The sequence below is a fragment of the Rhodanobacter sp. B05 genome (assembly GCF_002001085.1).
GTDB lineage: Bacteria > Pseudomonadota > Gammaproteobacteria > Xanthomonadales > Rhodanobacteraceae > Rhodanobacter.
The window spans coordinates 169,897-193,873 of record NZ_MUNU01000014.1; the positions used below are offsets into that span (position 1 = coordinate 169,897).

Sequence of the window (23,977 nt, forward strand, 5' to 3'; positions counted from 1 at the left end):
GCGCGGTGGGCATCGGGCTCATCCTGTGTGGCGAGGTACAGCCACAAGCGTTGGCGCAGTTTACTCGCGACGCTGCCCAAATCACCCGCCCACGCACCCGGCGCAGGCTCGCTGCAGCAACGCCGGTGCAGCGGTCCGGTTCGCGGCCATGCGGCGTTTGGGCGATAATTGCGTTTTTGCCGGGCCGGCGACCACCCCATCGCCAACGTTCAGTCATCCCAGCCGCAGGATTCAGCCAGGAGCACGTCCCCATGAAAGACACCTTTTCCGTACGCGACACCCTCGAGGTCAATGGCAAGAAGTACGCCTTTGCCAGCCTGGCCAAACTGGGCCAGCGCTTCGACCTGAAGCGGCTGCCGTACTCGATGAAGATCCTGCTGGAGAACCTGCTGCGCCACGAAGATGGCGTCGACGTCACCGCGAAGGAAATCGAGGCGGTCGCCACATGGGATTCGAAGAAGGAGCCGGATACCGAAATCGCCTTCATGCCGGCGCGCGTGCTGCTGCAGGACTTCACCGGCGTGCCGTGCGTGGTCGACCTGGCCGCGATGCGCGACGCGATGAAGGCACTGGGCGGCGATCCCACCCTGATCAACCCGCTGTCGCCGGCGGAACTGGTCATCGACCATTCGGTGCAGGTGGACGTGTTCGGCAGCGCCGACGCGCTTGAAAAGAACGTCGCGATCGAATTCCAGCGCAACCAGGCGCGTTACAGCTTCCTGCGCTGGGGCCAGAAAGCGCTGGCCGACTTCAAGGTGGTGCCGCCGCGCACCGGCATCGTGCACCAGGTGAACCTGGAGCACCTGGCCCGCGTGGTCATGGGCAGCGAAGTCGACGGTCAGCTGTGGGCGTACCCGGACACCGTGTTCGGCACCGACTCGCACACCACCATGATCAACGGCCTGGGCGTGCTGGGCTGGGGCGTGGGCGGCATCGAGGCCGAGGCGGCCATGCTCGGCCAGCCCTCCTCCATGCTGATTCCGCAGGTGGTCGGCTTCAAGCTGTCCGGCCGCCTGCCGGAAGGCGCCACCGCGACTGACCTCGTGCTCACCGTCACCCAGATGCTGCGCAAGCAGGGCGTGGTCGGCAAGTTCGTCGAGTTCTTCGGCCTGGGCCTGCAGCATCTGCCGCTGGCCGACCGCGCCACCATCGGCAACATGGCGCCGGAATACGGCGCCACCTGCGGCATCTTCCCGATCGATGCGGAATCGCTGCGCTATCTGCGCCTGTCCGGCCGCAGCGACGACCAGGTCGCGCTGGTCGAGGCGTACGCCAAGGCGCAAGGCCTGTGGCACGACGAAAACAGCGTGCACGCCGAATTCAGCGCCACGCTGGAACTGGACCTGGCCGACGTGAAGCCGTCGATGGCCGGCCCGAAGCGCCCGCAGGATCGCGTGCTGCTCACCGACGTGCAGCAGAATTTCCACGAGAATCTCGGCGCCACCACGGTCAACCGCAACGGTGCCGAGGCGCGTTTCGCCAACGAGGGCGGTGGCACCGCCGTCGGCCGCGAGAAGAGCGCGAAATCGCCCGGCCAGCACGTGCTGCGCAACGGCGAGGAGTTCGATGTCCATGACGGCTCCGTGGTCATCGCCGCGATCACCTCGTGTACCAACACCTCGAACCCGGCAGTGATGCTGGCCGCCGGCCTGGTGGCGAAGAAGGCCGCCGCCAAGGGCCTGAAGTCCAAGCCGTGGGTGAAGACCTCGCTGGCACCAGGCTCCAAGGTGGTCACCGACTATCTCGAAAAGACCGGCCTGCTCACCGAACTGGACAAGCTCGGCTTCTTCCTGGTCGGCTACGGCTGCACCACCTGCATCGGCAACTCCGGCCCGCTGCCGCAGGAAATCAGCAAGGCGATCAGCGACGGCGACCTCACCGTCGGCGCAGTAATTTCCGGCAACCGCAACTTCGAAGGCCGCGTGCATGCCGAAGTGAAGATGAACTACCTGGCCTCGCCGCCGCTGGTGGTGGCCTACGCGCTGGCCGGCACGCTCGACGTGAACCTGAGCACCGACCCACTGGGCAAGGGCGCCGACGGCAAGGACGTCTTCCTCAAGGACATCTGGCCGACCAACCGGGAAATCAGCGACCTGATGGCGGGCGCGGTCACTTCGGACATGTTCCGCAAGAACTACGCCGACGTGTTCAAGGGCGACGAGCGCTGGAGCTCGATCGCCTCGCCGGACGGCGATCTGTACGCGTGGGACGAAGCCTCCACCTACATCAAGAACCCGCCCTACTTCGACGGCATGACCATGGCGCTGACCGCGGTCGAGGACATCCACGCCGCACGTTGCCTGGGCCTGTTCGGCGATTCGATCACCACCGACCACATCTCGCCGGCCGGCGCGATCAAGAAGGATTCCCCGGCCGGGCGTTTCCTGATCTCGCGCGGCGTGCAGCCGATCGACTTCAACTCCTACGGCTCGCGCCGCGGCAACGACGACGTGATGGTGCGCGGCACGTTCGCCAACATCCGCATCAAGAACCAGCTGCTGGATGGCGTGGAAGGCGGCTTCACCCGCCACATCCCCAGCGGCGAACAGATGTCGATCTACGACGCGGCGATGAAGTACAAGGAAGAGAAGACCCCGCTGGTGGTCCTCGCCGGCAAGGAATACGGCACCGGTTCCTCGCGTGACTGGGCCGCCAAGGGCACCCTGCTGCTGGGCATCAAGGCGGTGATCGCCGAAAGCTTCGAGCGCATCCACCGCTCCAACCTGGTCGGCATGGGCGTGCTGCCGTGCACGTTCAAGGATGGCGAGAATGCAAAGTCGCTGGGCCTGACCGGCAACGAGACGTTCGACATCACCGGCCTCGACAACGGCAATTCGAGGAACGCCACCGTCACGGCTACCGCTGCCGACGGCAGCAAGAAGCAGTTCAGCGTGAACGTGATGCTGCTGACGCCGAAGGAGCGCGAGTTCTTCCGTCACGGCGGCATCCTGCAGTACGTGCTGCGTCAGCTGGCCGGCAAGAAGGCTGCCTGAAGTTCCAGCGCTGCACTGCAAGGACGATCAAGGCCGCTCCGTTCCGGGGCGGCCTTTTTCTTGCTCAATCGTCCGACGAGGATATCGCGCGCTTCCAGCTCGCCGAATAACAGAGCCATTCGCCATCCTCGTGCCGCCACGCCGATTCGACCTGGTAGACGCCAAGCCGTCCGGGCAGCAATCCACCGCTGCCGCTGCTCAGCCCGACCGTGAACGTGGCGACGATCCGCGCACCACGATGTTCGATGGTCACCGGCCCCATGGTCACTCCGATATGTTCACCACGCAACGCGACGAGACGCACCATGTTGCCCAGCGAGCGGCGATCCAGTTCTCCTGCATTGCCGTCGAAATCCTTGCTGAGCGGCGCCACCACGTCGCCTGCGGACGCGGACTCGGCACCCCTGGACACTGCCGCAATCACCTGGCGCACCTGCTCCTCGTCCGGCGTGTGCCGACAAGCCGACACGCCCATCGGCAACACGATCAGCACGATCAGCAGGCACATGAATTTTGTCGTTCCAATCATCTCGTGGCCTCATGGTTTGCAGCTTGCCGCTGTACGCGGGCGTATGCTCCAATGGTTTAACGCATGGGCGCGCTGAAACCGCGACCATGGCCATAGCCTCGCAACGAACACGATCCACCATGAAGCAGGGGACTTGAGCATGAGCAACGAGCGTCCGTGGCTGGCGAATTATCCAGCAGGCGTGGCCGAACGGATCGATGTCGACAGATATGCGTCGGTACCGGCCGTGCTGGAAGAAGCATTCGGGCGTTTCCGCGACAAGCCGGCCTTCGCCAATTTCGGCCGCAAGCTCAGCTATGGCCAGATCGACGACATGAGCCGCCAGTTCGCCGGCTACCTCACCGGCGTGCTCAAACTCGGCAAGGGTGACCGCATTGCGATCATGATGCCGAACGTCATGCAGTATCCGATCGCCTTGTTCGGCGCCTTGCGTGCCGGCCTGGTAGTGGTCAACACCAACCCGCTGTACACCGCGCGCGAGCTCAGGCACCAACTGCAGGATTCGGGCGCCAAGGCCATCGTCGTGCTCGACAATTTCGCCGCGACCCTGCAGCAGGTCGTGGCGGAAACCTCGGTGCAGCACATCGTCACCACCGGCCTCGGCGACATGCTGGGTTTCCCCAAGGGAGCGCTGATCAACTTCGCGCTCAAGCACATCAAGAAGATGGTGCCGGCATTCAACCTGCCCCAGGCGGTACGCTTTCGCGACGCACTGGCGCAGGGCGCGACACATCCGTTGCAGCCAGTGGCACTTGCCCACGACGACCTCGCCTTTCTGCAGTACACCGGCGGCACCACCGGCGTGGCCAAGGGCGCGATGCTCACCCATGGCAACATGGTCGCGAACATGCTTCAGGCGGATGCCTGGATCAGCGCCAGCACCAAGGTGGGCGAAGAAGTCATCATCACCGCGCTGCCGCTCTATCACATCTTCTCGTTGACGGCGAACGGCCTGGTGTTCACGCGCCTGGGCGGCTTGAACTGGCTGATCACCAACCCGCGCGACATGCCCGGCTTCGTCAAGGAACTGAAAGCCTCCAGCTTCACCGCGCTGACCGGCGTCAACACGCTGTTCAACGGCCTGCTCAACACACCGGGCTTCGCGGACCTCGACTTTTCGCGCCTGCACATGACCCTGGGCGGAGGCATGGCGGTGCAGCGTGCCGTGGCCGAGCGCTGGAAGAAAGTCACCGGTTGCACCCTGGCCGAGGCCTACGGGCTTACCGAAACCTCGCCGGCCGTGTGCATCAATCCGCTGGACCTGAAGGAATACAACGGCTCGATCGGCCTGCCGGTGCCGTCCACCAACGTGGCGATCTGGTCGGAGGACGGCAAGCCGCTGCTGGTCGGCGAAGTCGGCGAACTGATGGTGCATGGCCCGCAGGTGATGAAGGGCTACTGGAACCGCCCGGACGAGACCGCCAAGGTGCTCGGCGCCGACGGCTGGCTGCACACCGGCGACATCGCGAAGATGGACGAGAAAGGCTACTTCTATATCGTCGACCGCAAGAAGGACATGATCCTGGTATCCGGTTTCAACGTCTATCCGAACGAGGTCGAGGATGTGGTGATGGAGCACCCTGGCGTGCTCGAGGTCGCAGCGGTCGGCGTACCGGATGAACATTCCGGCGAAGTGGTGAAGCTGTTCGTCGTGCGCAAGGATCCGAACCTTACCGTCGAGGATCTGAAGCAGTTCTGTCACGATCGCCTGACCGGCTACAAGCGGCCCCGCCAGATCGAGTTCCGCAACGAGCTGCCGAAGAGCAACGTGGGCAAGATCCTGCGGCGCGAACTGCGCGACGAAAAGAAGCCTGCCGCCTGACTCCTGACGTGCAAACAAAACGCCCGCATGGATCATGCGGGCGTTCAGGTCATGCGTGAGTGTCGAAGGAACCCTTGAGGCGCGCGTCAGCTGTCCTTCCAGTACTCGAGGATGTCGGCATAGCCACCCAGCAGGTTCCACAGCGGCACCTGCTTGTCTTCGGGGATGCGGCTGTAGGAAAAGCCGATGTGATGGTCGGAAATACGCGCCACCGTCGCTTCCAGATGGATGTGCAGGTTATGCCCGAAGATCATGTCGAGCACCCAACTCTGCCCCGGCTCGCCTGACCAGCCCAGCGGGCGCCGCAACAACGCGCCGGTCGCCGAAATGTCCACCAGTTCGGTGGGATGCGATTCGCCGTGACGGCTCATCAGAACCGTCGTCTCGATCTGCATGCGCGCCGGCCGCAGCTTTTCCGGCACACCATCGCCATTTCCCTGTTTGTCGATCGCCATCACCTGTACCGCCTATATGCGTTCGCGCCTGCTTTTGGCAAGGACGCCGTATTCAAATGATCCGCCGGATCTCTTCTGCCGCATCGCCCGTCAATGCCCGGGGTATTCACCCACGCCATCCAGGAACCCATTGTGCAGCGCCACCGACTCAACGATTCAGTCAAAGCAATTGACGTGCCATTGGATCAAACCCCGCGCGCACCAGCCCGATCGCCGACCGGGTCACACAATGAAGCGGCGCCCGCCCTGGAAATGACCCGACGTTGCGGCTATCGGCAGGTCGGCCAACGTCCTCCTGCATTTTCCTGAATCCACTCCTGTCCCAAAGCGTCACATTGGGTCACGCGCCGCCACCAACTCCGTCATGGCCCCGCTCTTCCTTGGCGGCAAGACTCCCTATTGTGCCTGTCGCGACCGCCGACATGAACCCTGTCCGTGGCGCCTGTCCCATCCACGGCCCCGCCAAGCGACCTGACTGTTCTGACTGGACTTGTTGCCGGCTTGCCGTTACTCTCTGGCAACGCGTGGTTCCGTGGAACATGTTTGCTGCCGGCCCGCCCGGCACTCCACGGTTGCCCACCGAAGTACTCAGACCGACCAGCAAAGAGCCAGCGGCGTGTTGTTTTCACCCACTGACTTGTACCGTTGCCGTGGCCGACAACCCGCAGCAGGTGCGCAATGGTCGCTGACGACCCGCCTGACCGAACCACAGCCCGTGGCTTCATCATGCCCGTCGTGACGATGGCGCCGACAGCGCCTCGGTTTTGGAGATGCACAGGAACGCGACACCCGGGAACGCCCCTCAACGCCGCGTTCGAGCGCGGATATTCCGGGCACGGACATGCACGTTGTGCCTGCAGATGAACAGCTCTGACCCACGTTGAACCCACTGCCAGCCGTTGAACGCGGCCCCATGACAGGCCTTGATGAGTACTGAACCCGTCGTCGAGCAGTCCAGCCAGATCGATGCAACGCCCGATGCATTTGCGTCGGTACCGCAACAGCAGGAAATGCCGCTGGCCATCGTGCGCGGCGAACCGATGTTGCAGATGCCGCAGGATCTGTACATCCCGCCGGACGCGCTCGAGGTCATCCTGGAGGCATTCGAGGGACCGCTGGACCTCCTGCTGTACCTGATCCGCCGGCAGAACCTTGACATCCTGGACATCCCGGTTGCCGAGATCACCCGGCAATACATGACCTACATCGAGCTGATGCGGGACGTGATGCGGCTGGAACTGGCCGCGGAATACCTGTTGATGGCCGCGATCCTGGCCGAGATCAAGTCGCGGCTGCTGCTGCCGCGACCGCCGATCGAGGAAGGGCTGGAAGACGACCCCCGCGCCGAGCTGGTACGGCGACTGCAGGAGTACGAACGCTTCAAGCGCGCCGCCGAGGAGATCGAGGCCCTGCCCCGGATGGAACGCGACAGCGTGGTGGTGCATGCCGACGTCGGCGAGCGCAACGTGATCCGCTTGCCGCCACCGCTGGAGCTGACCGAGCTGCTGCTGGCGCTGAAAGAGGTGATGCACCGCGCCGAGCTGTTCGGTCATCACGCGATCAAGCGCGAGGCGCTCAGCGTGCGCCAGCGCATGGGTGAGCTGTTGAGCCGGCTGGACGACGACAGCTTCCACCGCTTCGAGGATCTGTTCGACCTGGCCGAGGGACGCCCGGGCATCGTGGTGACCTTCCTGGCGATGCTGGAACTGGCCAAGGAAATGCTGATCGAGATCGTGCAGGAAGTACCGCTGGCGCCGATCTACGTCAAGGCCAGGGCCAGCCACAGCGAAGAACCCGCCGAGTTGCCGGCGGACGACACAACGGGCGAATCGGCGCTGATCGAATCATCCGGCGAATGAACCCAATTTTTTGACCGCCCCATACTGAATCGGCATCCGACCCCAAGGCCATGCAGATCGACCAACTCAAACCCATCATCGAGGCCGCCCTGCTGGCCTCCACCCAGCCGATGACCGTGCATCAGCTCGGCGACCTGTTCAACGAGGACGAGGAAGTCGGCCCGCAGCAGATTGCGCAGGCGCTGGAGTCGCTGGGCGGGGACTGCGAGGGACGCGGCATCGAACTGAAGGAAGTCGCCTCCGGTTTCCGCTACCAGGTACGCCAGGACGTGCATCCGTGGATCTCGCGGATGTGGACCGAGCGGCCCAGCCGCTACTCGCGTGCGCTGCTCGAAACCCTGGCCCTGATCGCCTACCGGCAGCCGATCACCCGTCCCGAGATCGAGCAGATCCGCGGCGTGGTGGTGTCCTCCAACATCATCAAGACCATGGAAGAGCGCGAATGGATCCGCGTGGTCGGCCACCGGGATGTTCCGGGCCGGCCGGCGTTGTTCGGTACCACCCGCGCCTTCCTCGACTATTTCAACCTGAAATCGCTGGACCAGCTGCCGCCACTGTCCGAAATCCGCGACATGGAAGACCCGCAGATGCGCTTCGAGCCGGAACCCCTGCCGGTCCGCATCGCGCGTGACCTGCCGATCGATCCGGACGAGGAAATGGCCGCCGAAGCCGACGACGGCGAAACGGAAATCGCACACCACGCATCCGCGGACGCCGCAGATGCCGACGACAACACGGCCGGCGCCGACGCGCCTGCCGTTTCATCCGAGGTCGACGCGCCAGGCTCCGACACGAGCCCTGCCATCGACCACCCGATTGCCACTGCCGATGAGGCAGCGAACCCCGCCGCGGACGTCGAAGCCGACGACGCAAGCCAAGATACCGAGGAGTACCGCGCATGACTGCGCCGCAAAAATCCGTTCTGACCCTGAAACGCGAACCGCGCCCCGACGCCGACGCGCCCGCGCTGGAAGAACGCCTGCACAAAGTACTGGCCAATGCCGGCCTGGGCTCCCGCCGCATGCTCGAGCAACGCATCCAGTCGGGTGAAATCGAACTCAACGGCGCGCCCGCGGAAATCGGCATGAGCGTGAAGGCCGGCGACCGCGTGGTCATGGACGGCAAGCAGTTCGTCGTGGCCACCGACAGCCGCGACGACGCCGAAGTGCTGATCTACCACAAGCCCGAAGGCGTGCTGACCACCCGCGACGACCCGGAAGGCCGCCCCACCGTATTCGAACAGCTGCCGCGACTGAAAGGCGCGCGCTGGGTCGCCGTGGGTCGACTGGACATCAACACCACCGGCCTGCTGTTGCTGACCACCGACGGCGAGCTGGCCAACGGCCTGATGCACCCCAAGAGCGGCATGGAGCGCGAATACCTGTGCCGCGTGCACGGCGAGGTGCCCGACGAAATCGTCGAACGCCTGAAAGCCGGCGTGGAACTGGACGACGGCCCGGCCCGCTTCGACGACATCGCGGTGATCAGCCGCGGTGGCAGCCACAGTTGGTTCCGCGTGGTGATCCGCGAGGGTCGCAATCGCGAGGTTCGCCGCCTGTGGGACTCGCAAGGTTTCCTGGTCAGCCGGCTCAAGCGCATCCGCTATGGCCGGATCGAACTGCCGCGCAACCTGCGCCGTGGCGAATGCGAAGCGCTGGACGCCGAAAGCGTCAAGCAGTTGCGCCAGACCTCTGGCCTGGGCGCTGCGCAGCCGGTACTGACCCTGAGTCCGATCCTGCACCAGCGCCGCGCCAGCCGCAGCGTCACCGAGTACCGCCCCGAACGCGGCGCCGGCACCGCCTGGACCGGTGGCCAGGACGAGGCGCGCGAACTGCGCGCCTACGACCGCATCCGCGAGGAGCCGGTGCGCGGCCGCAAGCCGCCGCGAACCGGCGGCAAGGAAGTCAATGGCAATGTCGCGCGCCCCGAGCGCGGTGCGGGCGGTGCCGGCGGCGCTGCGGGCCGACATGGCAAGGGGCGTCGTGTGGCGCCGGGCCAGGAGCTGCCCTCGGTACGCACCTGGTTCGCCGGCGAGAATCGCGATGGCGCCCGTCCCGGCGGTCCGCGCGGCCAGGCTGGCGCCACCACCGGCAACCGCCACGCTGCCGGCGGCAAACCCTTCGCCGCCGGGCCGGGTGGCAATCGTCCGCAAGGACGCGGCGGCAATCGCCCAGCCGGCGCCGCTGGTCCGCGCCCGAAGGGGCATGGCGGCGGGCGTCCACCCGGGCGCGGCGGCAACCGTTCCGGCAATCGCTGAGCGCTCCGGCTGATGATCCGCATCTACCACAACAACCGCTGCTCCAAGTCACGCGCCACGCTGGCCTTGCTGGAAGAGCGCGGCGGCAAGATCGAGGTGATCAACTACCTCGACACCCCACCAAGCGCGGCCGAACTGGCCGTATTGTTGAAACAGCTGGGCATGACGGCACGCGAACTGTTGCGCAGCGGCGAGGACGAATATCAGTCACTCGGACTGGGCGATCCTGCGCTCGACGATGCTGCCTTGATCAGCGCGATGGTGACGCATCCGAAGCTGATCGAGCGACCGATCGTGGTCGCCAACGGCAAGGCTGCGCTCGGTCGCCCACCGGAAGCGGTGCTGGCGATCCTCTGAATGCCTGCGTGTCGATCGACAGAAAGCCGCCAACAAGGCGGCTTCCTGTTTTCATGTGGCCGACGAATCAGCCCGGATCGAGCGAGAACCCATCGGCGTCCATCCACGCCGGAAAACGTTCGCGATGTGCCAGCAGCGGCGCCGGATCGAGCGTGATCATCGCCACCTGCTCCTGTGCACCGAGTTCCAGCAAAGGCTCGCCGACCGGGTCGATCACCGCGCTGTCGCCGGCGTAGGCGATGTCGTTGCCATCCACGCCGACGCGGTTCACGCCTACCACGTAGCTGAGATTCTCGATCGCCCGCGCGCGCAGCAGGGTGCGCCAGGGTTGCCGGCGCGGTGCCGGCCAGTTGGCAACGAACAGCGCCAGATCGTAATCCATGCCGCCAGTGGCGGAAGCCAGTCGGCGGTTGCGCAGCCACACCGGAAAACGCAGGTCGTAGCAGACCTGCGGCAGGATCCGCCAGCCTTTCAACTCCACGATCAGCCGTTCGCTGCCGCTGCCGTAGCGGGTGTGCTCGCCCGCCATGCGGAACAGGTGACGTTTGTCGTATTGCTCAAAACTGCCGTCGGGACGCGCCCAGAAGAGCCGGTTGTATACCGTCTCGCCGTCGCGAATGGCCAGGCTGCCGCAGATCACCGCGCCGACCTCGACCGCAAGTGCCCGCAACCAGGCGACGCCTTCGCCGTCCATGCCCTCGGCCGCGCTGCGGGTGTCGTTGCTGAAGCCGGACAGGAACGTCTCGGGGAGCACGATCAGATCGCTGCCTGCGGCCTGGCGCACCAGGCTGGCGTAGTAATCGCGATTGGCCGGCGCGTCGTGCCAGCGCGTGGCACCCTGCACCAGGGCGACCTTCAGGGATTCCATCGTCACAGCCGGCACAGCCGCTCGGCGGCAGCCTCCATGGTCGCGTCGCTCTTGGCGAAACACAGCCGCAACAAACGGGTACCCGGCGCCTTCGCATAAAACGGCGTCAACGGAATCGCCGCCACACCGCCCTGCTCCACCAGCCAGCGGCTGAATGCCAGATCGTCCTCGTCGCGAATCGCCGAATAGTCGACCAGCTGGAAATAGCCGCCCGGCACGTCGAGCAGCTTGAAGCGCGATGATGCCAGCAGTGCACGGAAACGATCGCGCTTGGCCTGGTAGAACGCCGGCAGTTCCAGGTAGTGCTCGGGATGGCTGGCCATGAATTCGCCGAACGCCACCTGCGCCGGATGGAAGGTGCAGAACGTGAGGTACTGATGCACCTTGCGGAACTCGGCCGACAACGCCGCCGGTGCCACGGCATAACCGACCTTCCAGCCGGTGCAATGGTAGGTCTTGCCGAACGAGGAGACCACGATGCTGCGCTCGGCCAGTTCCGGGTGGCGCAACACGCTCTCGTGCTGCGCGCCGTCGTACACGATGTGCTCGTACACCTCGTCGGACAACACCACGATGGAGGTATCGCGCACGATCACCGCCAGTTCTTCGAGGTCGGCACTCGACAGCACCGCGCCGGACGGATTGTGCGGGCTGTTGATCAGGATCATCCGCGTCTTCGGCGTCACCGCGTCGCGCACACGCTGCCAATCGATCGCGAAAGTCGGCACGGTCAGCGGTATATGCACCGCACGTGCGCCCTGCAACTCGATCGCCGGCTCGTAGCAGTCGTAGGCCGGATCGAACACGATCACTTCCTCGCCCGCACGCACGACGGCGGCAATCGCCGCGAAGATCGCTTCGGTGGCGCCGGACGTAACCGTGATATCGGTATCGACATCGAGCTTGCGGCCGTACAGCTGCGCGACCTTCAGCACGATCTGCTCGCGCAACGCCGCCGTACCGTGCATCGGTGCGTACTGGTTGCGGCCTTCGTTCATGGCACGGGTCAGTGCATCGCGCAACGCCTGCGGCGGCTCGAAGTCGGGGAAGCCCTGGCCAAGGTTGACTGCCTTGTGCTGCAACGCCAGCTGGCTCATCACGCTGAAGATGGTGGTGCCGACTTTCGGGAGCTTGGTTTCGATCATTGTCATTCGGCCGTTTGGATGTCCATAAAGGTTCAAGCGTAGCGCATCGATGCGGTGGTGCACATCAGGACTTCGGCAGCGCCTCCAGCGGACGCAGCTTGCATTGCTCGTGCTTCAGCAAGGTGGTGGCCGGCAGTCGTTCGGCCAGGAAATCGACCAGCGCACGCACGCCCGGCAGCATGCCGCGGCGACTGGGGTAGACAAAGTGCATGGTGCCTTCAGGCATGCTCCAGTCCGGCAGCACCACCTCCAGTTCGCCGGCGGTGATCGCGGGGGCGCACACGAACTCCGGCAGCAACGCCACGCCCATGCCGCGACGGGCGGCCTCCAGCAAGACCGCGAAGTCACCGGTGATCAGGCGCGCCTGCACTTCCACGTTGACCTGTTCGCCGTTGGCGCCGATCAGTTCCCACACCTGCGCGCCTTCATGCTCGCGCATCGACAGCGCCGGCAGCCTGGCCAGTTCCTCCGGCGTGGTCGGACGCCCCTGCGCTTTCAGCAACGCGGGGCTGGCCACCAGCTTGGTGCGCGACTGGCCGAAACTGCGCATCACCAGGTTCGCGTCGCTGTCCAGCTTGCTGCGTACCCGGATCGCCAGGTCGTAGCCTTCACCGACCACATCGACACGGCGGTTGCTGGCCAGCAAGCGCACCTGCATCTTCGGATACTGCACGAGGAAATCCGGCAGCAAGTACGCCAGCACCGTCTGCGCCAGCGATTCCGGGCAACTCAAACGCACTACGCCGCGTGGCTCGGCGCGCAATTCGTCCACCGCATCCTGGGCCGCCTGCGCCTCTTCCAGTACGGCACGGCAATGCGTATAGAAACGTTCGCCGACCTCGGTCACCACGAAACGCCGCGTGGTCCGTTGCAGCAGGCGCACGCCAAGCCGCTCCTCCAACTGGGCCACCCGCTTGCTCAGCCGCGATTTCGGCACGCCCAAGGCCCGGCCAGCCGCGGAAAAGCCGCCGTGTTCGACCACCGCAGCAAAGAAATACAGGTCGTTGAGGTCCTGCAGGGCGCCGCTCAATACCGTCATGATTGTTTCCTTGAACGGACGATACGTCCGATAACTACCATCTTATCGCCACATTGTTCCAAATATATCCTGATCACATCGCCGATTCGTCGGCCCGATCAGGAACCTCACCATGAAACTGTTGCATATCGACTCCAGCGCTCTGGGTGCCCATTCCGTGTCGCGCCAGTTGACCGCCGACATCGTAGCCGAGCTGAAGCGCCAGACTGCTGACATCCAGGCTCATTACCATGATCTGACCACCGAACCGTTGCCGCACTGGTCGCCGGTGGCCGACGCCAATGACCCCGCCGTGGCGCTGGGCAACCAGATGCTGGAGGACTTTCTCGCTGCCGACATCGTGGTGATCGGTGCGCCGATGTACAACTTCGGCATTCCCAGCCAGCTCAAGGCCTGGATTGACCGCATCGCGGTCGCCGGCAAGACCTTTCGCTATGGCGCCAACGGCCCCGAGGGACTGGCCGGCGGCAAGCGGGTGATCATCGCCTCCAGCCGCGGTGGCATGTACGCCAACGGCCCGGCCGCCGTGATGGATTTCCAGGAGTCCTATCTGCGTACCGTATTCGGCTTCATCGGCATCGCCGATGTCGAGTTCGTGCGCGCCGAGGGACTCAACATGGGCGACGAGCCGAAGGCGCAAGCGTTGCTGGCGGCGCAGGCCGCGATTGGCTCGCTGGTCGCACCGGTGGCCAAGGCCGCCTGAACTTGCAGCACAGGTTGTGCGCGACGGCCCTGCGGGGCCGTTTGCGTTTCCGCCAGGAAAACTCGGTGAGGTGGCCGGCAATGCGAAGCCGGCCTTTTTGTGGCCGCCCCGGAGCTTCAACGCCCTGCCCCCGCCCATCGATTGATCACCCTGGTGACAGGACTCGTTTGCCAGGCGCAGTGCGAGCCCGCAGGGTTCTCGCGCCGGCATGGGGCGGTCCTGCCGTGCTTCCGCCCCCGCTGACCACCTTTTCGCCCATATAGGCCACCAGTCATGTGACCAAATCCGCCTGCGGCTATTGACGAATCGAAACTCGGTGTTATAGTTCACTACAACACCACACAACGAGCTCACTAAGGAGGTTCGTCATGAAAGCGTACAAACTGATCGCCGGCGCCGCCGCCGTCCTGCTCACCTTCGCCAGCCTGCGCGCCGTGCTGTACAACGTCGACGCCTGGCAGCCGACCGACCACAGCACCAGCAGCGCCAACAGCACCCCGCCCGCCCACGTCACCAATCTGGCGCCGGCCGTGGTTCACCCCAGCGCCGCCGAGATGCGCGCCGCGGCACTGATCAGCGACACCAGCAGGCTCGTCCTGACGACCTCGCCGACCGGCTCGGAGACCCGCACCGATGCATCGTTCCAGTCGTTCGGTCTGCTCGGGTCGCAATTGGTCATGCCCTACTATTCGTTTGGCAAGAAGTTCGGTCGCATCACCAAGGAATAACCATGACCATCACCTGGAACGACAGCGTCCCGATCTATCGCCAACTGCACCAGCGTGTGGTGGCGATGATCCTGGACGGCGCCTTGAATGAAGGCGACCCGCTGCCGTCGGTACGCCAGGTCGCGGCCGATTACCAGATCAATCCGCTGACCGTGTCGAAGGCGTACCAGGAACTGGTCGATGAACAACTGGTTGAGAAAAGGAGGGGCCTGGGCATGTTCGTCATCGAAGGGGCGCGCGATGCGCTGCTGAAATCGGAACGCGAGCGCTTTCTGCGCGAGGAATGGCCGGCACTGTACGCCCGCCTGCAGCGGCTTGGGCTGGACCTGAAGACGCTGCTGCGCGAAGCCGACAGCCACAAGGGAGAGCAAGCATGAGCGCGGTGATCACGGCCAGCGGCCTGAGCAAGCAATACAAGGCGACGCTGGCGCTGGACAAGGTCAACTTCCAGATCGAGCCGGGCCGCATCGTCGGCCTGATCGGCCCCAACGGCGCCGGCAAGACCACCGCGCTGAAGGCGATCCTCGGCCTCACCGATTTCAGCGGCGATCTGAATGTGCTGGGCTTCGACCCGCGCAAGCAGCGCGACAAGCTGATGGGCGAGGTATGCTTCATCGCCGATGTGGCGGTGCTGCCGCGCTGGATCCGCGTCTCGGAAGTGGTCGATTTTGTCGCCCACGTGCACCCGCGCTTCAATCGCGCCAAGTGCGAGGCCTTCCTGGCCCGCACCAAACTGCAGCCCGCTCAACGCGTGCGGCAGATGTCCAAGGGCATGATCGTGCAATTGCACCTGGCCCTGGTGATGGCGATCGACGCCAGGCTGCTGATCCTGGACGAACCCACCCTGGGCCTGGACATCCTCTATCGCAAGCAGTTCTACCAGAGCCTGCTGGAAGACTACTTCGACGAGAACAAGACCATCATCGTCACCACCCACCAGGTCGAGGAAGTCGAGCACATCCTCACCGACCTGATGTTCATCCGCGACGGCAAGATCGTGCTGGATGCCGACATGGACGCGATCGGCGAGCGCTTCATCGAGGTGATGGTGAATGCCGACAAGGCAGACGCGGCCCGCTCGCTGAAGCCGCTGGATGAGCGCCAGGTCTTCGGCAAGAGCATTTTTCTGTTCGACGGCGTCAGCCGTGCGCAACTGGAGAGCCTGGGCGAGACCCGCCGGCCCTCCGTCAGCGACCTGTTCGTCGCCACCATGAAGGGAACCTACGCATGAAAACCTCCACGACGAACACCCTGTTCTGGCTGGTCAAGCGCGAGTTCTGGGAACATCGCGGCGGATTGTTCTGGGCCCCGGTGATCACCGGCGGCGTGTTCCTGCTGCTCAACCTGATGGGCATCGTCACCGGCGAGGTGCTGGGTGCGGGCCACGGCTTCAACCTGGCATTCGGCGGCAGCCAGAACAACATGAACCTGCTGGTCAAGGCGCTGGACAAGCAATCCATGGACACCGTCGGCGCCGGGCTGGACCTGGTGATGTACTCGCCGAGCATGATCATCAGCATCGTGATGGGCTTCGTGGTGTTTTTCTATTGCCTCGGTGCGTTGTACGACGACCGCCGCGACCGCAGCATCCTGTTCTGGAAATCGCTGCCGGTCTCGGATGCCGCCACCGTGCTCTCCAAGGTCATCGCCGCCACCGTGGTCGCACCGTTCATCGCCGTAGTGGTGGGTACCGTGACCGGGATCCTGATGTTGATGATGTTCGCGCTGACGCTTTCACTGCACGGCGTGGGCGTGTGGCACCTGCTGACCCTGTCGCATCCCCTGCAAGTGATGCTGAACCTGGTTGGCTCGATCCCGCTGTACCTGTTGTGGGCACTGCCGACGGTGGGCTGGTTGATGCTGTGCTCGGCCTGGGCACGCAGCAAGCCGTTCCTGTGGGCCGTGGTGTTGCCGGTGGCGATCGGCGTCGCGATCGGCTGGTTCAACCTGCTGGGCACGTTGAACGTATCCAACAGCTGGTACTGGCGCGAGGTGCTTGGCCGTGTCCTGTTGAGCGTCTTTCCCGGCGGCTGGTTGACTCAGGTCTCGCACATCGGTGGCGACGGCCCGGCCGAACTTCTGTCCAGCCTTGGCGTGATGCATACGTACGCCGCGATCGGTTCGCTGAATCTCTGGATCGGCGTGGCCGCAGCCGTCGCCATGCTGGCCGGCGCCATCTGGTTCCGTCGCTGGCGCGACGACAGCTGACGTCAGCGGCAGCCGTGCAGGTCACTTCCTGCACGGCTGCCGCATGACAACGAAACGAACCACCAGACCGAGACCGAAGGAGACCGGGATGCGCGCTTACCTGTTACCCGTACTGGTTCTGATCGCTGCCGGCGTGGCGGGCTGCAGTAGCAGCACCACCACGACCTACATCAGCGGCGACAGCAGCACGAACGACATCACCATCCACAACGGCATCATCGCGGTGCATGCACCCGACCGTGCCGATGCCGACATCACGGCCGCCGGCGACCTGAGCATCTCCGGCACCAGCGTCACCGTCACGGACGCTCAACGCGACCTGCTCAAGCACTACTACAGCACCGCCCTGGCCCTGCGCGATCACGGCATCGCCACCGGCAACGCAGGTATCGCGACGGCAGGAAAAGCCATCAGCAGCGTGGCGTCCGGCCTCATCAGCGGCAACACCGACAAGATCGACGGCGAAGTCAATGCCAGCGCAGCCAAGGTCGAAGCCCAGGTCGCCCTGATCTGCACCGATCTGGCGGGACTCAGGTCGACCCAGGAAACGCTGGCTGCTCAACTTCCCGCCTTCCAGCCCTATGCCGTGATCAAGACCAATGACGCCAATGATTGCCAGCGCGACGTGAGAGACCACCATCGCACCTGAGTCAGGTGACCACCCGAATGAAAAGCCGCCCCGATGGGCGGCTTTTCGTTGGACCGGTGGCGTCACTCGCCATGGATACCGCCACGGGTCAGCGTCAGCGGATCGAGCAGTTTTTTCAGTTCGTCCTTCGACAGCCCGGTGGTTTCCAGCGCCACGTCCATGATCGGCCGGTGCTGCCTGTACGCCTGCTTGGCGGTGGCCGCGCCCTTCTCGTAGCCGATCACCGGGTTCAGCGCGGTGACCAGGATCGGGTTCATCGCCAGCGCCTGATTCACCCGCGCCTTGTTGACCTTGAAGCCTGCGATGGATTTGTCGGCCAGCAGCACGCTGACGTTGGCCAGGATCCCGACCGACTGCAGCAGGTTGTGCGCGATCAGCGGCAGCATCACGTTGAGCTGGAAGTTGCCGGATTGGCCGGCGATGGTGATCGAGGCATCGTTGCCGATCACCTGCGCGGCGACCATCGCCACCGCCTCGGGAATCACCGGGTTGACCTTGCCCGGCATGATCGACGAACCCGGTTGCAGGGCGGGCAGCTCGATCTCGCCGAGGCCGGCCAGCGGGCCGGAGTTCATCCAGCGCAGGTCGTTGGCGATCTTCATCAGGCCCACCGCCAGCGTCTTCAACTGGCCGGACAGCTCCACCGCCGCATCCTGCGCGGCCATGCCCTCGAAATAGTTTTCCGCCGACTCGAACTTCACACCGGTCAGCTTCTTCAGCTGCGCCGCCATCGCCGGACCGAACTTCGAATCGGCGTTGATGCCGGTGCCCACCGCGGTCCCGCCCTGCGGCAGCCGGCGCATGCGCTTCAAGGCATCCTCGATGCGCTCGATCGCCGAACCGATCTGCGCCGACCACCCTGACAACTCCTGCCCGAACGTGATCGGCATCGCGTCCATCAGATGGGTGCGACCGGTCTTCGGTGTGTTCTTCAATTCGCGGGCGCGCTTGTCGATCGCCTTCTTCAGATGCCTCAGCGCGGGCAGCAGCTGCTCGCTGGTGGTCAGCGTGGCGCTGACGTGGATCGCCGTCGGGATCACGTCGTTCGAGCTCTGCCCGTAATTGACGTGGTCGTTGGGGTGCACCTTCGTGCCGGCTGCCACCGCCAGATGCGCGATCACCTCGTTCGCGTTCATGTTGGTGCTGGTGCCCGAACCGGTCTGGAAGATATCGATCGGGAACTGCGCGTCGTGCTGCCCTTCCGCCACCGCCATCGAGGCCTTGCGGATCGCCGCCGCCTGGTTCTTCTTCAGGTGCCCCATCGCCAGGTTGACCTCGGCCGCCGCCGCCTTGATCAGGCCCAGCGCACGGATGAACGGGCGCGGCAGGTGCAGGCCGGAGATCGGGAAATTGTCGATCGCGCGCTGGGTCTGCGCGCCATACAGCGCGTCGGCAGGGACTTTCAGTTCGCCCATGCTGTCGTGTTCGATGCGGAAGTTGTTCATCGGGGAAATCCTTGGTATTTCTCAGCCGTTCGGGCTGAGCGTAGCGCCGAAGGCGCGAAGTCGAAGCCTCCCCCAGCCCTTCGACTCCGTCGCCAGGCGGCCATGCTCGGGGTGAACGGAGGAAAGGGGGACATTGCCGCACTATAAGCCGCCGAACATTGGCCTGCCGTCAATGTAAAATGGTGGCTTCCCCTCGCCGGAACCTGCCGATGTCCTCCCACGCCCTGACCGCCCTGTCGCCGCTGGACGGCCGCTACGCCAGCAAGGTCGAGGCGCTGCGCCCGATCTTCAGTGAGTTCGGCCTGATGCACCGCCGCGTGCAGGTGGAGATCGAGTGGCTGCTGGCCCTGGCCGCCGAACCGAAAATCGCTGAACTCCCGCCGTTCAACGCGAGCCAGGTCGCCACCCTGAAGGCCATCGCGGACCACTTCAGCGTGGCCGACGGCGAGCGCATCAAGGCGATCGAGGCGACCACCAACCACGACGTCAAGGCGGTCGAGTACTTCATCAAGGAAAAGATCGGCGCCGATGCCGGCCTGGCCCAGGCGAAGGAATTCGTGCACTTTGCCTGCACCAGCGAGGACATCAACAACCTGTCCTATGCGCTGATACTGCGCGACGCGCGCACGCAGGTGCTGCTGCCCCAGCTCGACGCGGTGATCGCCCGGCTGCGCGAGCTCGCACACACCAATGCCGCCCTGCCGTTGCTCTCGCGCACCCACGGCCAGACCGCTTCGCCCAGCACGCTGGGCAAGGAAATCGCCAACGTGGTCGCGCGCCTCGAGCGCCAGCGCAAACAGCTGGTGGCGGTCGAAGTGTCCGGCAAGATCAACGGCGCGGTAGGCAACTACAACGCCCACGTCATCACCTATCCCGAACTGGACTGGCAGGCCTTCTCGCAGCATTTCGTGGAGAGTCTCGGCCTCGACTACAACGCCTACACCACCCAGATCGAGCCACACGACAACGTCGCCGAATACTGCGATGCCGTGCGCCGCGCCAACACCATCCTGATCGACCTGGCCCGCGACATCTGGGGCTACATCTCGCTGGGCTACTTCAAGCAGACCCTGAAAGCCGGCGAAGTCGGCTCCTCGACCATGCCGCACAAGGTCAACCCGATCGACTTCGAGAACGCCGAAGGCAACTTCGGCCTCGCCAATGCCCTGCTCGGCCACTTCGCCGAAAAGCTGCCGATCAGCCGCTGGCAGCGCGACCTTACCGACTCCACCGTGCTGCGCGCACTTGGCACCGCGTTCGGGCACAGCCTGGTTGCGCTGGAGTCGCTGAAGAAAGGCCTGGGCAAGCTCAACGTCAACGCCGAACGCATCGGCGCCGACCTCGACGCCAGCTGGGAAGTGCTGGCCGAAGCCGTGCAGACCGTGATGCGCCGCTACGGCCTGCCCGAGCCGTACGAACAGCTCAAGGCGCTGACCCGGGGCCATGGCATCACTAAGGATTCGATGCGCGAATTCATCGGTGGGCTTGACCTGCCGGCCGATGCGAAGCAGCGCCTGCTGGAACTGACCCCGGGCAGCTATATCGGCCTGGCCGAGACACTGGCGAAGGACATCTGAACGCGGTTGTCCGCGTGGCTCACGGCCTTTCCCGGCGGCGAGGATGTGCGCATCTGCCGACCATACGGTTTATTCCTCCACTTCCGGGGCCATAAGACATAGCGCCTCGATTCGTGAAATATGCAAAGGCCGTCCCTGCCCCCACACATCACGACAACCACCCCGCAATCCCTTGTCAGCTGGTCGGATTTGCTCGCTTGACGAGCGATGGCCTACAGCTGAACATCCGGTGCATATGCCCCGAATTGGGGTCTACTAAGCGTTAGGCAGCTCATGGAAGATTCGTGGACTTCGCAACTCACTGGTCGTACCGTCGATGCCGTCGAGCAGTGGGAGGGCTGTCCGTGCGTCATAAAGTTGAGTGGTGGCTACCGCGTGCAAATTGAGTCGCTGTGGCGCCTGCTCTCATCCGGCACACTGGCGCTTACCAGCCGAGACGAGGGCCAACTCTTCGGCCGCAAAGAGCCGGTGCACGCTATATCGGAGCTTTCTAACAAGTTGCTCGGCCACACTCTCACTGCTGTCCAGGTCTCGCGCGGAACGGCTGATCTCACTCTTAACTTCGGTGGGCAAACCCTTCAAGTCGTCTCGGATTCAAGTGGCTACGAAGCCTGGCAAGTGGAGGGTCCAATTGGCACAGTTGCAGTCGGTCAAGGCGGCGGCAATGTGGCCGTTTGGGGCTGAGCTGCCTAACATCTCGTTCAAGGCGGACGGCTTCGCCGCCGCTTAACTCCAGCGTTAGGCGGCAGAGCATTTTCCTTCGTAGTGCTTCGCGCGTTTCACGTCTTGGCTTCGTGTGGCAAAGCGGCGGTTTGCTGTTCCAGGCTGGCCTGCGTTGTTGCCTTTCGTGCGCTTGGTCGTCTGTCGTATCTTGCGCGCGTTGGCGCATGTCGCATCTTCGTACTCTGTCGTGCGCGCGGTTCGCTGCAACGTGACGCTCGTCGCCAGCGGCTCGTTCTTCGCGCGCAGGCCGCGAGCTTCGCGGCATTGCCGGGCTTTCAAAGCAGCGCTATCGTGTTCGCACACGGCGGGGTAACCGTGCTGCCGTCTAACATCTCGTTCAAGGCGGACGGCTTCGCCGCCGCTTAACTCCAGCGTTAGGCGGCAGAGCATTTTCCTTCGTAGTGCTTCGCGCGTTTCACGTCTTGGCTTCGTGTGGCAAAGCGGCGGTTTGCTGTTCCAGGCTGGCCTGCGTTGTTGCCTTTCGTGCGCTTGGTCGTCTGTCGTATCTTGCGCGCGTTGGCGCATGCCGCATCTTCGTACTCTGTCGTGCGCGCGGTTCGCTGCAACGTGACGCTCGTCGCCAGCGGCTCGTTCTTCGCGCGCAGGCCGCGAGCTTCGCGGCATTGCCGGGCTTTCAAAGCAGCGCTATCGTGTTCGCACACGGCGGGGCAACCGTGCTGCCGTCTAACATCTCGTTCAAGGCGGACGGCTTCGCCGCCGCTTAACTCCAGCGTTAGGTTACTCATGAAGATTGGCTGGCCTCAACTTACCTTTACCCCAGATTCGGATGCGCTCGACGCACTATCAAATGGCTGGGGCGAAGTTATCGGCGAGCCTTACACACCGCTTCTTTTTTCGGTCCTCGGCGATGTGTTTTATCAGGCGGCTTCCGGCGTGTACTGGCTCAATACCGGCGCGTGCGAGACTACGCACGTTGCGGACACAGTGGCGCAGTTTCAGTCACATCTCGCCACCGAACTCGCCGACGAGTGGTTTTTACCCCCACTGGTTGAGCAGCTATATGCCGCAGGCAAGATTCCCAAGCCGGGCTACTGCTATACCCCGGTCATTCTTCCAGTGTTTGTCGAGGGCAAGTACACCGTATCAAATCTCAATCCTGTCCCTGGCAAGGAGCACTTCGCGTTAACCGCCGAGGTTCACTCTCAAATTCGGTCGCTTCCCAACGGCACCAGCGTCAGGCTTTCTGTCGGGGAGTAACCTAACATTTCGTTCAAGGCGGACGGCTTCGCCGCCGCTTAACTCCAGCGTTAGGCGGCAGAGCATTTTCCTTCGTAGTGCTTCGCGCGTTTCACGTCTTGGCTTCGTGTGGCAAAGCGGCGGTTTGCTGTTCCAGTCTGGCCTGCGTTGTTGCCTTTCGTGCGCTTGGTCGTCTGTCGCGTCTTGCGCGCGTTGGCGCATGTCACATCTTCGTACTCTGTCGTGCGCGCGGTTCGCTGCAACGTGGCGCTCGTTGCCAGCGGCTCGTTCCTCGCGCGCAGGCCGCAAGCTTCGCGGCATTGCCGGGCTTTCAAAGCAGCGCTATCGTGTTCGCACACGGCGGGGTAACCGTGCTGCCGTCTAACATCTCGTTCAAGGCGGACGGCTTCGCCGCCGCTTAACTCCAGCGTTAGCTTTACAAACAGGGGACTCAAACGTGTACATCAAGATCATTTCTGCAGCAGCTACCTTGTCGGCGATCCTTGCTCTTTCTGGTTGTGTTACCGCCACACCAATCATGACGCCGTCGGGCCAGCAAGGTTTCAGTCTCAACTGTTCTGCCATGAACGATATTGGGCAGTGTTACAAGAAAGCTGGCGAGCTATGTGGTGGCAATGGCTACGAGATTTTCGACCAGAGCAACACTCCACAGAAGTTCTTCTCGGCGGCAAATCAAACCATGGTCATACGTTGCAAAGCGCCGGTCTCTGCACGCAGCTAACAGGTCGTTCAAGGCGGACGGCTTCGCCGCCGCTTAACTCAAGCGTTAGGCGATACAGGGGGTCCAAGGTGAAATTGCTATACGTTGCAATGTTCGCGTTAACCCCTCTTGCGCAAGCTGGCTCACTGGCTTACGTCGCGAAGGTCGATCTAGAGCCAGTGGCTCTTGCATATGCCAGCGCCGCAAAGCTGCCGATGCTCAACAGCAAGTCGGGCTTTGCTCTCCGGGTCTGGTCGCGTGATTACATGCTTGGGAATGTGCATGGCACTGTGGTCGCAAGCGGGCAACTTCGCACACTCGATACCACCTCAAAATATGCGCACGGCAACGTCATCATCGAGCCTGCCGCACTCAGCGCTTCTCGTTCTGCCCCTAATCAACGCAAGCTCGAGGCTTTAGTCATCGCGCTAGCGCCGTACAACGGGACATCAATTTCATGTGGCGTCATGGATGGTAGCTCCGTCTTGGTTCACGCGGCTTTCAACGGACGCACAGTTACGGTTAAAGCCGGTAACCCAAGCCATTGCCCGGACAAAGCTTCAAAGATTGTTGTTCAATTGTTGCAAGAGCTTCGCGGCGAGCCTCCACGCGAAGTATCGCCTAACAGTTCAGTCAAGCGGACGCCAAAACCGCTACGCGGTTCTGTCACCGCTTACTTCAAGCGTTAGCTCTCAGGGGCAG

Annotated in this window: 24 protein-coding genes; 17 read left to right on the plus strand and 7 right to left on the minus strand. The window is 63.8% G+C overall.

The window, feature by feature from the left end; translation table 11 throughout:
* Positions 1–251 precede the first annotated feature (251 nt).
* Entirely contained in the window at positions 252–2,993 is a 2,742-nt protein-coding gene (acnA, locus tag B0E47_RS08240; RefSeq protein ID WP_077513560.1) for an aconitate hydratase AcnA, read from the plus strand.
* A 64-nt stretch (positions 2,994–3,057) separates the two neighbouring features.
* On the opposite strand, the gene B0E47_RS08245 is transcribed toward acnA, so the two are convergent.
* Positions 3,058–3,522 (minus strand): hypothetical protein, encoded by a 465-nt coding sequence (locus B0E47_RS08245; protein WP_077513562.1) that lies wholly within the window; start codon positions 3,520–3,522, stop codon positions 3,058–3,060.
* A gap of 139 nt (positions 3,523–3,661) precedes the next feature.
* Between B0E47_RS08245 and B0E47_RS08250 the strand changes: the two genes are divergently transcribed.
* Positions 3,662–5,344: a long-chain-fatty-acid--CoA ligase gene (locus B0E47_RS08250; RefSeq protein WP_077513564.1), complete on the plus strand. Its 1,683-nt coding sequence runs from the start codon at positions 3,662–3,664 to the stop codon at positions 5,342–5,344.
* Positions 5,345–5,430: 86 nt separating this feature from the next.
* On the opposite strand, the gene B0E47_RS08255 is transcribed toward B0E47_RS08250, so the two are convergent.
* On the minus strand, positions 5,431–5,799 hold the full coding sequence (locus B0E47_RS08255; RefSeq protein ID WP_077513566.1) for a PilZ domain-containing protein: 369 nt from the start codon (positions 5,797–5,799) through the stop codon (positions 5,431–5,433).
* 926 nt (positions 5,800–6,725) lie between these two features.
* Here B0E47_RS08255 and B0E47_RS08260 point away from each other — a divergent pair.
* Genes B0E47_RS08260 through arsC form a run of 4 tightly spaced genes read left to right on the plus strand, consistent with a single transcriptional unit; the run spans position 6,726 to position 10,272 of the window.
* Positions 6,726–7,658 (plus strand): ScpA family protein, encoded by a 933-nt coding sequence (locus B0E47_RS08260; protein WP_077513568.1) that lies wholly within the window; start codon positions 6,726–6,728, stop codon positions 7,656–7,658.
* 50 nt (positions 7,659–7,708) lie between these two features.
* The gene (scpB, locus tag B0E47_RS08265) at positions 7,709–8,560 is read left to right on the plus strand and encodes an SMC-Scp complex subunit ScpB (RefSeq protein WP_077513570.1); all 852 of its coding nucleotides are present in this window, start codon (positions 7,709–7,711) and stop codon (positions 8,558–8,560) included.
* The gene (locus B0E47_RS08270) at positions 8,557–9,915 is read left to right on the plus strand and encodes a pseudouridine synthase (RefSeq protein ID WP_077513571.1); all 1,359 of its coding nucleotides are present in this window, start codon (positions 8,557–8,559) and stop codon (positions 9,913–9,915) included. Before scpB ends, B0E47_RS08270 begins: the two co-directional genes overlap by 4 nt.
* Positions 9,916–9,927: 12 nt before the next feature.
* Positions 9,928–10,272, plus strand: a complete 345-nt coding sequence (gene arsC, locus B0E47_RS08275) for an arsenate reductase (glutaredoxin) (RefSeq protein WP_077513572.1) — start codon at positions 9,928–9,930, stop codon at positions 10,270–10,272.
* Between the two features lie 67 nt (positions 10,273–10,339).
* On the opposite strand, the gene B0E47_RS08280 is transcribed toward arsC, so the two are convergent.
* The 3 genes from B0E47_RS08280 to B0E47_RS08290 all read right to left on the minus strand — a co-directional run bounded on the left by B0E47_RS08280 (position 10,340) and on the right by B0E47_RS08290 (position 13,324).
* Positions 10,340–11,140: an amidohydrolase gene (locus B0E47_RS08280; protein WP_077513574.1), complete on the minus strand. Its 801-nt coding sequence runs from the start codon at positions 11,138–11,140 to the stop codon at positions 10,340–10,342.
* Between the two features lie 2 nt (positions 11,141–11,142).
* Entirely contained in the window at positions 11,143–12,285 is a 1,143-nt protein-coding gene (locus tag B0E47_RS08285; RefSeq protein WP_077513576.1) for a pyridoxal phosphate-dependent aminotransferase, read from the minus strand.
* A 64-nt stretch (positions 12,286–12,349) separates the two neighbouring features.
* Complete coding sequence (locus tag B0E47_RS08290) at positions 12,350–13,324, minus strand: LysR substrate-binding domain-containing protein (RefSeq protein ID WP_077513578.1); 975 nt, start codon at positions 13,322–13,324, stop codon at positions 12,350–12,352.
* Positions 13,325–13,436: 112 nt separating this feature from the next.
* Between B0E47_RS08290 and B0E47_RS08295 the strand changes: the two genes are divergently transcribed.
* From B0E47_RS08295 to B0E47_RS08320, 6 genes are all read left to right on the plus strand, one after another.
* Complete coding sequence (locus B0E47_RS08295; protein ID WP_077513580.1) at positions 13,437–14,027, plus strand: FMN-dependent NADH-azoreductase; 591 nt, start codon at positions 13,437–13,439, stop codon at positions 14,025–14,027.
* Between the two features lie 368 nt (positions 14,028–14,395).
* Entirely contained in the window at positions 14,396–14,755 is a 360-nt protein-coding gene (locus tag B0E47_RS08300; RefSeq protein WP_077513583.1) for a hypothetical protein, read from the plus strand.
* A 2-nt stretch (positions 14,756–14,757) separates the two neighbouring features.
* On the plus strand, positions 14,758–15,132 hold the full coding sequence (locus B0E47_RS08305; protein WP_077513585.1) for a GntR family transcriptional regulator: 375 nt from the start codon (positions 14,758–14,760) through the stop codon (positions 15,130–15,132).
* Positions 15,129–15,986, plus strand: coding sequence for an ABC transporter ATP-binding protein (locus tag B0E47_RS08310; RefSeq protein ID WP_077513587.1), 858 nt, complete (start codon positions 15,129–15,131; stop codon positions 15,984–15,986). The genes B0E47_RS08305 and B0E47_RS08310 overlap by 4 nt, the downstream gene beginning before the upstream one ends.
* Complete coding sequence (locus tag B0E47_RS08315) at positions 15,983–16,963, plus strand: hypothetical protein (RefSeq protein WP_077513589.1); 981 nt, start codon at positions 15,983–15,985, stop codon at positions 16,961–16,963. Before B0E47_RS08310 ends, B0E47_RS08315 begins: the two co-directional genes overlap by 4 nt.
* 88 nt (positions 16,964–17,051) lie before the next feature.
* Positions 17,052–17,612, plus strand: a complete 561-nt coding sequence (locus tag B0E47_RS08320; RefSeq protein WP_077513591.1) for a DUF2884 family protein — start codon at positions 17,052–17,054, stop codon at positions 17,610–17,612.
* A 62-nt stretch (positions 17,613–17,674) separates the two neighbouring features.
* Here B0E47_RS08320 and B0E47_RS08325 read toward each other — a convergent pair whose 3' ends face one another.
* Complete coding sequence (locus tag B0E47_RS08325; RefSeq protein ID WP_077513592.1) at positions 17,675–19,057, minus strand: class II fumarate hydratase; 1,383 nt, start codon at positions 19,055–19,057, stop codon at positions 17,675–17,677.
* A gap of 209 nt (positions 19,058–19,266) precedes the next feature.
* Between B0E47_RS08325 and purB the strand changes: the two genes are divergently transcribed.
* Positions 19,267–20,634, plus strand: coding sequence for an adenylosuccinate lyase (purB, locus tag B0E47_RS08330; protein ID WP_077513593.1), 1,368 nt, complete (start codon positions 19,267–19,269; stop codon positions 20,632–20,634).
* Between the two features lie 273 nt (positions 20,635–20,907).
* A complete protein-coding gene (locus B0E47_RS16775) occupies positions 20,908–21,318 on the plus strand; it encodes a DUF6188 family protein (protein WP_139351390.1) in 411 nt (136 codons plus the stop codon).
* A 413-nt stretch (positions 21,319–21,731) separates the two neighbouring features.
* Here the strand turns inward: B0E47_RS16775 and B0E47_RS16780 are convergent, their stop codons facing one another.
* Positions 21,732–22,103, minus strand: a complete 372-nt coding sequence (locus tag B0E47_RS16780; protein ID WP_139351391.1) for a hypothetical protein — start codon at positions 22,101–22,103, stop codon at positions 21,732–21,734.
* Between B0E47_RS16780 and B0E47_RS08335 the strand changes: the two genes are divergently transcribed.
* The 3 genes from B0E47_RS08335 to B0E47_RS16790 all read left to right on the plus strand — a co-directional run bounded on the left by B0E47_RS08335 (position 22,102) and on the right by B0E47_RS16790 (position 23,964).
* Positions 22,102–22,575 carry a T6SS immunity protein Tdi1 domain-containing protein gene (locus B0E47_RS08335; RefSeq protein WP_077513595.1) on the plus strand — a complete coding sequence of 158 codons (474 nt, stop codon included), beginning with the start codon at positions 22,102–22,104 and terminating at the stop codon, positions 22,573–22,575. The two genes, B0E47_RS16780 and B0E47_RS08335, sit on opposite strands and share 2 nt — an antisense overlap.
* A gap of 436 nt (positions 22,576–23,011) precedes the next feature.
* Positions 23,012–23,296 (plus strand): hypothetical protein, encoded by a 285-nt coding sequence (locus B0E47_RS16785; protein WP_139351392.1) that lies wholly within the window; start codon positions 23,012–23,014, stop codon positions 23,294–23,296.
* A 68-nt stretch (positions 23,297–23,364) separates the two neighbouring features.
* A complete protein-coding gene (locus tag B0E47_RS16790) occupies positions 23,365–23,964 on the plus strand; it encodes a hypothetical protein (RefSeq protein ID WP_139351393.1) in 600 nt (199 codons plus the stop codon).
* Positions 23,965–23,977 lie beyond the last annotated feature (13 nt).

What these genes read in the sequence shown, in the direction of transcription:
- acnA (WP_077513560.1), top strand. Translation starts at nt 252, where the DNA reads ATGAAAGACACCTTTTCCGTACGCGACACCCTCGAGGTCAATGGCAAG.
- B0E47_RS08245 (WP_077513562.1), bottom strand. Translation starts at nt 3,522, where the DNA reads ATGATTGGAACGACAAAATTCATGTGCCTGCTGATCGTGCTGATCGTG.
- B0E47_RS08250 (WP_077513564.1), top strand. Translation starts at nt 3,662, where the DNA reads ATGAGCAACGAGCGTCCGTGGCTGGCGAATTATCCAGCAGGCGTGGCC.
- B0E47_RS08255 (WP_077513566.1), bottom strand. Translation starts at nt 5,799, where the DNA reads ATGGCGATCGACAAACAGGGAAATGGCGATGGTGTGCCGGAAAAGCTG.
- B0E47_RS08260 (WP_077513568.1), top strand. Translation starts at nt 6,726, where the DNA reads ATGAGTACTGAACCCGTCGTCGAGCAGTCCAGCCAGATCGATGCAACG.
- scpB (WP_077513570.1), top strand. Translation starts at nt 7,709, where the DNA reads ATGCAGATCGACCAACTCAAACCCATCATCGAGGCCGCCCTGCTGGCC.
- B0E47_RS08270 (WP_077513571.1), top strand. Translation starts at nt 8,557, where the DNA reads ATGACTGCGCCGCAAAAATCCGTTCTGACCCTGAAACGCGAACCGCGC.
- arsC (WP_077513572.1), top strand. Translation starts at nt 9,928, where the DNA reads ATGATCCGCATCTACCACAACAACCGCTGCTCCAAGTCACGCGCCACG.
- B0E47_RS08280 (WP_077513574.1), bottom strand. Translation starts at nt 11,140, where the DNA reads ATGGAATCCCTGAAGGTCGCCCTGGTGCAGGGTGCCACGCGCTGGCAC.
- B0E47_RS08285 (WP_077513576.1), bottom strand. Translation starts at nt 12,285, where the DNA reads ATGATCGAAACCAAGCTCCCGAAAGTCGGCACCACCATCTTCAGCGTG.
- B0E47_RS08290 (WP_077513578.1), bottom strand. Translation starts at nt 13,324, where the DNA reads ATGACGGTATTGAGCGGCGCCCTGCAGGACCTCAACGACCTGTATTTC.
- B0E47_RS08295 (WP_077513580.1), top strand. Translation starts at nt 13,437, where the DNA reads ATGAAACTGTTGCATATCGACTCCAGCGCTCTGGGTGCCCATTCCGTG.
- B0E47_RS08300 (WP_077513583.1), top strand. Translation starts at nt 14,396, where the DNA reads ATGAAAGCGTACAAACTGATCGCCGGCGCCGCCGCCGTCCTGCTCACC.
- B0E47_RS08305 (WP_077513585.1), top strand. Translation starts at nt 14,758, where the DNA reads ATGACCATCACCTGGAACGACAGCGTCCCGATCTATCGCCAACTGCAC.
- B0E47_RS08310 (WP_077513587.1), top strand. Translation starts at nt 15,129, where the DNA reads ATGAGCGCGGTGATCACGGCCAGCGGCCTGAGCAAGCAATACAAGGCG.
- B0E47_RS08315 (WP_077513589.1), top strand. Translation starts at nt 15,983, where the DNA reads ATGAAAACCTCCACGACGAACACCCTGTTCTGGCTGGTCAAGCGCGAG.
- B0E47_RS08320 (WP_077513591.1), top strand. Translation starts at nt 17,052, where the DNA reads ATGCGCGCTTACCTGTTACCCGTACTGGTTCTGATCGCTGCCGGCGTG.
- B0E47_RS08325 (WP_077513592.1), bottom strand. Translation starts at nt 19,057, where the DNA reads ATGAACAACTTCCGCATCGAACACGACAGCATGGGCGAACTGAAAGTC.
- purB (WP_077513593.1), top strand. Translation starts at nt 19,267, where the DNA reads ATGTCCTCCCACGCCCTGACCGCCCTGTCGCCGCTGGACGGCCGCTAC.
- B0E47_RS16775 (WP_139351390.1), top strand. Translation starts at nt 20,908, where the DNA reads ATGGAAGATTCGTGGACTTCGCAACTCACTGGTCGTACCGTCGATGCC.
- B0E47_RS08335 (WP_077513595.1), top strand. Translation starts at nt 22,102, where the DNA reads ATGAAGATTGGCTGGCCTCAACTTACCTTTACCCCAGATTCGGATGCG.
- B0E47_RS16780 (WP_139351391.1), bottom strand. Translation starts at nt 22,103, where the DNA reads ATGAGTAACCTAACGCTGGAGTTAAGCGGCGGCGAAGCCGTCCGCCTT.